This is a genomic window from Listeria sp. ILCC797 (genome assembly GCF_900186185.1).
Taxonomy (GTDB): Bacteria; Bacillota; Bacilli; order Lactobacillales; family Listeriaceae; genus Listeria; species Listeria goaensis.
The window spans coordinates 53,447-60,990 of record NZ_FYBS01000013.1; the positions used below are offsets into that span (position 1 = coordinate 53,447).

The 7,544-nt window shown below is 42.0% G+C and carries 8 protein-coding genes; all 8 read left to right on the forward strand.

Annotated features, from left to right (window positions below):
• Positions 1–14: 14 nt before the first annotated feature.
• On the forward strand, positions 15–1,727 hold the full coding sequence (locus BN1609_RS12315; protein WP_088810992.1) for a sensor histidine kinase: 1,713 nt from the start codon (positions 15–17) through the stop codon (positions 1,725–1,727).
• Entirely contained in the window at positions 1,727–3,211 is a 1,485-nt protein-coding gene (locus tag BN1609_RS12320; RefSeq protein WP_088810991.1) for a response regulator transcription factor, read from the forward strand. The genes BN1609_RS12315 and BN1609_RS12320 overlap by 1 nt, the downstream gene beginning before the upstream one ends.
• Before the next feature lie 11 nt (positions 3,212–3,222).
• Positions 3,223–3,585: a hypothetical protein gene (locus BN1609_RS14120; protein WP_255377383.1), complete on the forward strand. Its 363-nt coding sequence runs from the start codon at positions 3,223–3,225 to the stop codon at positions 3,583–3,585.
• A complete protein-coding gene (locus tag BN1609_RS12325) occupies positions 3,548–4,825 on the forward strand; it encodes a beta-N-acetylglucosaminidase domain-containing protein (protein WP_255377384.1) in 1,278 nt (425 codons plus the stop codon). The genes BN1609_RS14120 and BN1609_RS12325 overlap by 38 nt, the downstream gene beginning before the upstream one ends.
• Before the next feature lie 117 nt (positions 4,826–4,942).
• The gene (locus BN1609_RS12330) at positions 4,943–6,394 is read left to right on the forward strand and encodes an ABC transporter substrate-binding protein (protein WP_088810989.1); all 1,452 of its coding nucleotides are present in this window, start codon (positions 4,943–4,945) and stop codon (positions 6,392–6,394) included.
• Between the two features lie 171 nt (positions 6,395–6,565).
• Complete coding sequence (locus tag BN1609_RS12335; protein WP_088814597.1) at positions 6,566–6,847, forward strand: DUF3130 family protein; 282 nt, start codon at positions 6,566–6,568, stop codon at positions 6,845–6,847.
• Complete coding sequence (locus BN1609_RS12340) at positions 6,840–7,208, forward strand: hypothetical protein (protein ID WP_088814596.1); 369 nt, start codon at positions 6,840–6,842, stop codon at positions 7,206–7,208. The genes BN1609_RS12335 and BN1609_RS12340 overlap by 8 nt, the downstream gene beginning before the upstream one ends.
• Positions 7,205–7,544 (forward strand): T7SS effector LXG polymorphic toxin (locus BN1609_RS12345; protein WP_220387167.1); only part of this gene is annotated, 340 nt, incomplete at its 3' end. The genes BN1609_RS12340 and BN1609_RS12345, both read left to right, overlap by 4 nt.

Genomic DNA, 7,544 nt, shown 5'->3' on the forward strand with positions numbered 1-7,544 from the left:
GATGTGGGAGTTTTGTGAAAAAGAAAAATGTTTTCATGTATTTGTTAAAGTGGTATGCCGTCATCTTAATTGTTGGCATCACTATTTTTTCAGCGTTTGTAAGTTACTTTATTTTTGAGCGCGACGAAAAGATTGCGCAAACTGCAACGAATCAATCCGCCGGACATGTAGCAGACATTATCTCGGGGAAAAATTCTAAATTAGAGTTGATTACACGTGATTTACTCAGCAATCAAGCAAAAGTAGATAGCATGCATCATTTTTTTGATATGAATAGCGAAGATTATTTGAATTACAGCCTGCATGCCGAAACGAGTACAGAATATAATTATTTACCACTGCGACTGCGCGAAATTTATTATGATGATGAAAGCGTTCAGTCCATTGCCATTTCGCTCGAAGACGAAAAGCAAGTGCTCTACTCCGATTTAACGAATAAAAACGGCTACTTAGTCGATGCTGTCCCAAAAGAAGAAAACGGTATTCGTTTGCAGAAAAATTTGTTAAATCCGGCGACACTTGAAAAAATGGGCGACTTCTATTTAACGCTCCGCCCAGACGAGTTTAAGGAAACGCTCTCGACATACGGAGAGGACTTGCCAGTTTCGCTCTATATTTTAACCGAACAAGGAAACCTTGTATTTAATTATCAAATGGATAAAAACGATCAAAGTAAGGAAACTTTAGATGCCCAACTACCAAATGGCATCGATAAAACTTTAAGCGAACTAAACAAAAAATATATCGTCAAGCACGTGACATTAGCAAACGGCTATCAAGTCATCACGCTGATTTCCAATCAAAATGTATGGTACTCCATGCAAAGTTCACTTATCTTTTTATGGGTAGGCGTATTTTTACTTAATTTATTACTTATTTCAGCACTCTATAAAATTTTTTCAAAATATAATAGGCAAGTAAAAGGCATTCTTTATTCCATTCAAGATGTTTCAAATGGGGAGCTCGCAGCACGAATTGATGAGGGCAGTAAAGAAGGGGAACTATACGCGATTTCACACGGGATAAACGCAATGCTCGACAGTATTAATCAATACATTACCGATATTTATGAACTAGAAATTGCGCAAAAAGATGCCAATATGCGGGCGCTCCAGTCGCAAATTAATCCGCATTTCTTGTACAACACGCTCGAGTATATTCGGATGTATGCGGTAAGCCTTGAAGCAGATGAACTTGCAGAAGTCGTATACGCGTTTGCTGCGCTACTTAGAAATAATATTTCACAAGAGAAAACAACGACGGTCGCCGCTGAACTCGATTTTTGTGAAAAATATTTTTACTTGTATCAGATGCGTTATCCCGATCGTCTGGCGTATTCTTTTTCGGTCGCGCAAGAAGTGCGAGATGTGCGAATTCCGAAATTTATTATTCAGCCGTTACTTGAGAATTATTTTGTTCACGGCGTCGACTACACGCGAATTGATAATGCCGGTAGCATAAAAGCCTTTTTGGAAGAGGAAATGGTCGTCATTATTGTGAAGGATAATGGCATGGGCATGTCGCCTGAGAAGCTAGTCGAATTGGAGGAAGATTTACTTAAAGATAATTCTCTTGAAGAAGGAAAATCAATTGGCATTAAAAACGTAAATGAAAGAATGCGCGGTTTTTTTGGAAGTTTGTATCGTATGCGAATTATGCAAAACGAAACGGGTGGCGTAACGATTGAAATTCGTTTTCCTTTAAAAAAAGAGAGGAGTGAATCCTAGTGTACCGAGTTCTTTTAGTAGACGATGAATATATGATTGTAAATGGACTGAAAAAGCTAATTTCTTGGCAGGAGTATGGCTATGAAGTTGTGGGAACTGCTGCCAATGGAGAAGAAGCGCTCAACTACGTTCGCAAAAACCCAATTGATTTAGTCGTTGTTGATGTCAACATGCCAGTTCTTTCGGGAATTGAATTTGTTGCGAAAGCGAGAGAGGAAGGGATTCCATTTCGCTTCATCATGCTTTCTGGTTATCAGGAATTTCAATATGTGAAAGATACGCTGAAACTTGGCACGGAAAATTATTTGCTGAAACCGGTGAATAAAGCGGAGATGATTGAAACGCTACATGCCGTAACGAAAGCGCTAAAACAAGATGAACAAGACGAACGCGATCAAGGGTATTTGGCGGAATATTTCATTCTCAGTTGGATTCATGGCGACATCATTTATAGTGATTTAAGCACGTATTTACTAGAAAATAAGATTGACGTTTTAACGGAAAACTACACGGTTATTTTTATAAAACGCGGGCCAAATGAGACGCGGATTCAAGAGTATTTAATTCTAGAAAATCAGCCGCTCGTTCATTATGCGCTAGAAATTGATATGTGGTTGCTTATTTATCTGGGGGATAAAATGCCGCTTAAAATTTTTACTGGGAAGATGAAATCGGCGCTTGGTTTAAGTGATGCGGATTTAGTTGTCGGGGAAACGGTTGTCGATATGAAAGATGTGCCGTCAAGTTACGACAGCGCACTTAGTTCCAGTAGGCTACATGAATTCTACGATTTTAACGGTCTGAAAAATAGCGATGTGGGCGATGTGGATGCGCGCGGGGCGCTACCGAGTATTTCTTTTGTTGAATTTAATAAAGCTTTATCGCTGCGGGATTTTGAAACGATTCAAGGTGAAATTGAAATTATCTTTGCAAAATTACGTGCAGCAGCCGCAAAACCAGATTACACCCGGCATATCATTTTCCTGATTTTCATTGACCTATATCGCCAATTCGAAGGTTTAAGTGAAACATTTTACCAAAATCAGGCGGAAAAGATTACATCGGGCCTTAATTTTGAAGAACTTGAACCGGTCATTTGGGACACGATAGAAGAAATTAGAAGTAGTAAAGGTCGGAGAATGTATTCGCAGCACGTGCAAGACGTTATCGAAATCGTCCAAGAGGAATATCATCTTGCACTGTCGCTGAAGGAAATCGCTGGCAGGATTCACATGAACACGATGTACCTCGGTCAGCTTTTCAAAAAAGAAACGAACAAAAGTTTTTCCCAGTATTTGCATCAATATCGCATTAAGCAGGCGCAAAGTTTCTTGGTGGATACGGGCATGACGATTAGCGAAATCGCGGAAAAAACGGGTTATACGAGCGCGGGCTACTTCTATAAAAGTTTTAAGAAGATTTGCGGCATCTCGCCAAAGGAGTTTCGTGAGGAATATCAAGCGAATTTCGACCCTATCGAATAGGAGGAAAAAGCGTGAAATACAAAGAAAAATATTTAACAGGCGAATATCTTTCGTTTAAAAAGAGAGCGTTTAAATTACGCTTGGAAAGCCGCTTCATTCGCTTCGGCAAGCCAGTAGATGTGCCGTACGGAATGAAGAACCCGAGACACTTATTTGACATTTTGCCGGGTGACACGGAAGAAATGTGCGATTTAAGACTGCGTCACGTTTTTGACCGTGGGATTCTAGGCGATGGCTTTAGACTTGAGGTTGACCGGGAGCTAGTGACCATTCACGCGTCTTGTCGGCGCGGCCTGAGATATGGAATGGAAGCGTTTATGGAGCACATTGTGATGCGTGCGGATACGATTTTTGTGCCACTTGGGGGCAATTAGTCACTCGGCGTCCTTGCCGATGCGCGGCATTGTTGAAGGCTTTTATGGCAGACCATGGCAGCACGAGGACAGGCTAGAAGCTCTCCGTTTCATTCGTGACCATAAGCTGAACACATATATGTACGCGCCAAAACATGATACGCTTTCTCGCATGAATTGGCGTGAGTTTTATCCCGAAAAGGAACTTGCTCTTTTTGAAGAATATGTGCATTTTTCGGCCGACTGGGACATTGATTTTTACTATATGATTAGCCCGGGAAATGATATTGATTATACGTCAGAGGCTGATTTAAAGGCCCTTTTTGCGAAATTAAAGCAGCTAATTGATGTTGGTGTGACGCGTTTTGGTTTGTTGCTCGATGATATTGACTATATTTTGAAAGGCGAAACAAAAAAGCGCTTTGCGACGCCGGGCGTGGCGCATGCCTATTTAGTTCGCGCGGTTGATGCGTTTTTGCGCGAGACGCTTGTTCATTACGAGCTTGTCGTCTGTCCGACCGAATATGACAATGGCTTTGATTCGCCGTATTTGGAAGAGCTCGAAAAACATACGCCGCCTGAAATTCCGTTCTTTTGGACGGGCCCCGAGACGCTCGCGCATGCGATTACAACGGCTGATATGCAGCGCATGCGGGACGTGTACGGGCATCCCATTATTGTTTGGGATAACACGCCGGTCAACGACTTTGAGGACGATAAGAAGCAATTTTTTCTTTCTCCTTATGAAAATCGGACGCCGTATTTGGCGGAAAACGGTGCAATTGGGCTTGTCGCAAATCCGATGCCCGCACTGGAACTCTCCAAAATCACGCTTCATCATATGAGCCAGTTCGCCTGGTACAGTGGCAGCGAGGATTTTGACGCGGTCCTCACCGAATTTGCAGGCGACTTCCTGCCAAGTTTTCGGATTTTCATAGCGCACAATCAAAATACCCGCATCCAGTTTGGCTTGTCTTTGCATCATCAAACGTTACTTCATAAAAAAGATGCCAAAGGGATTTGTGACGAAGTAGAAAAACTTGTTTTGGCGCTGCGTGAGCTAGGAAAGCTACCCAATTCGCGCTTTCAAACTGAAATCGCACCGTGCCTAATGCGTGCGGAATGCGAACTCGTTTTAGCCCAAGCGCTTGTCGAAAACGATCTACCAAAAGCAACTAAAACTGCGGAGGAGCTCGCCGAAATGGACTACCAGACGAGTTCAAATTTACCTTATCGATTATACAAAAACTATAGTTTATAGCTTTTTTAATATGATTTATACCTTTTTGGAAGTATGGACAAATAGTATAATTTTTTCTAGAAAGCGTTTTCTTTATTTGGATTAAACTATATATTTTAAAGAGGAGTGGAAGGAAAAATGAAAAAGTGGATAAAGGTATTAACAACAGGAATTCTCGCAACAGTCCTTCTTGTTTCACTATCGGCGTGTGGTTCATCTGATTCTGCAAAAGGCAGCGATAAAGATACAATTGTCATGTATCAAATCGGAGATAAACCAGAAGGCTTCGATAAGTTGTTAGCAAAAGCAAACGAAACAATTGAAAAAGAAACGGGCGCTAAGCTTGATATGCGTTTCATTTCTTGGGGTGACTACGACAAGAAAATGTCCGTTATGGTATCCTCAGGTGAAAACTACGATATCGCCTTCGCAAATAACTATGTCATCAACGCACAAAAAGGCGCATACGCTGATTTAACGGAACTTTTACCGAAATATGCTAAAGAAGCTTACGATCAACTAGACCCTGCTTATATAAAAGGGAATTCGATTAATGGGAAATTGTACGCGATGCCTGTAAACGGCAATGTGTTCGCGCAACAAGTTCTAACATTCAACAAGCAATACTTGGATAAATATAATTTAGATGTATCAAATGTAAATACGTATGCGGATTTAGAACCACTTCTAGCGACAATTAAGAAAAACGAAAAAAGTGTTATGCCGTTAGCCGCTGGACAAGGCTTTAAAGTAGAGGCAGAATTAGAATATCCAATTGAAAATGGCATGCCATTTGCCGTAGACCTAAAAGGCGATACAACGAAAATTGTGAACCAGTTTGATACAACAGAACTACGTGACAATTTACGCGCAATGCATGGTTTCTACAAAAAAGGCTATATCGCACAAGATGCTGCAACGAATACAACGGAATACCCATTAGACGGGGCAACTTGGTTTGCTCGTCAAGAAACACAAGGTCCATATGATTACGGTGATATGTTACTTACGCAAGTTGCCGGTCAGGAACTTGTATCCCGTCCAATTACAAACCCATCTAAAACAAATGCGCAATCTCAAATGGCAAACTTTGTCGTTTCAAGTAACTCAAAAAACAAAGAAAAAGCAGTTGAGGTTCTCGGCGTTTTAAATTCTAATCCAGACGTGCTAAACACACTTGTTTACGGTGAAGAAGGTAAAAGTTGGGAAAAAACAGATAATGGTCACGCAAAAATATTAGATGGCTACAAAGCGAACAACCATTTATCTGCTTGGAACACAGGAAATAACAAAATTCTTTACCCAACTGCAAACATTACGGATGACATGATTAAAACACGCGATGATTCTATTGCAAACGCAACACAGTCACCACTTCTCGGTTTTAACGTCAAAACGGATTCCATTAAAACCGAGCTTTCAAACATTGCTAACGTAATGAATCAATACATCGATGGTTTAAACACAGGAACTCTTGATCCAGATAAAGCAATCCCAGAAATGAACAAAAAACTCGAAAAAGCTGGCTACGAAAAGGTTAGAAAAGAACTACAAAAACAATACGATGCTTTTTTGAAAGAAAATAAATAAACGAATACAAAACGAGGTGGGAAAACATTTTCCCACCTCGTTTTTTATTGAAGGTCCATAAAGCTGTTTTTTGGGTGTATAAATGCCGGAAAATTTCACAAAGTAGTCACAACTCACCTCCTGTTTGAATGGTATACTAGAACGACAGGTCAAACATCAGGAGGAACAAACATGCGGGAAATTAAATCCAACGAAGCCGTGTTCAGCGAGCACGTGGGAGAGATGGGTAAAATGAAAGACAAGGCTTACTTGCCACTTCGAGAGGTCAAGATGGAAGAAACATATGCGAATTCAATCAACACGCTTCGAAACAGTTTAATTGATCTGGTCCTTTCGGTTGAGAAATTCGGGCAGGTGTCGGGTCAAGACGTGCGTCGCCTCACAGAATTAGGCGCAGCCTTCGCGAAACAGGACCAAGCTTTAAGCCGAAAAGGAGGTCCTTTAGGTGGATAAAAGGAGCGCGGCGATCGAACAAGAACTGATGCACAATCGCGAAAAACAACGAGAAACCGAAGACAAATTGCGTGACTTGTGGCGCACGAGCCAAGAGGAAACCGAGTGCGCAGAAGATTTTCAAGCGGTGTATAAGCAGGAATTTGATATGCTTGAGAAATGGCGTGACGCTTGGCGCGGGAGTGCGGCGAACGGATTTCATCGGCTACTAGAGGAGGAGCAGGCGCGTGATGCCAAGCTTTGGCAACGCGCTTTACAAGCACGCGAGGCGGAAACACAGGAAGCGATACAACGTGAAAAGCGCGCCTTGTACGCCTTAGAGGAAGACCAACAAGCTCTACAGAAGAGGTGGCGCACATGAGTCGGATTGCGATTGCCGAAGTGGAGGATTTTCTAGAAAAACTGAAGAAGTCCAATACGGAGGCGAGTAGGTGGCTAACGGACTTTCAAAAAGCGGTGATCGCCTATACGAATGAATCACGCGTGTCAGGAGAAGCCGTCGACCGGTCGAAAGCGTATTATGAAGTAAGTTACGTGCCGCTTGTGGAAACGGTTCTACAAGCGATGACAATGAGCGAGGAGCTCCTCGCGCAGTACATACAAGATTTTTATAGTCAAGTGGACGCCACGCCAGATATGTTCATCAATGCCGAGCGGTTACAAGACGTCATGGAGGACGTGCGGCGATTAGAGCGGG

What these genes read in the sequence shown, in the direction of transcription:
- BN1609_RS12330 (WP_088810989.1), top strand. Translation starts at nt 4,943, where the DNA reads ATGAAAAAGTGGATAAAGGTATTAACAACAGGAATTCTCGCAACAGTC.
- BN1609_RS12335 (WP_088814597.1), top strand. Translation starts at nt 6,566, where the DNA reads ATGCGGGAAATTAAATCCAACGAAGCCGTGTTCAGCGAGCACGTGGGA.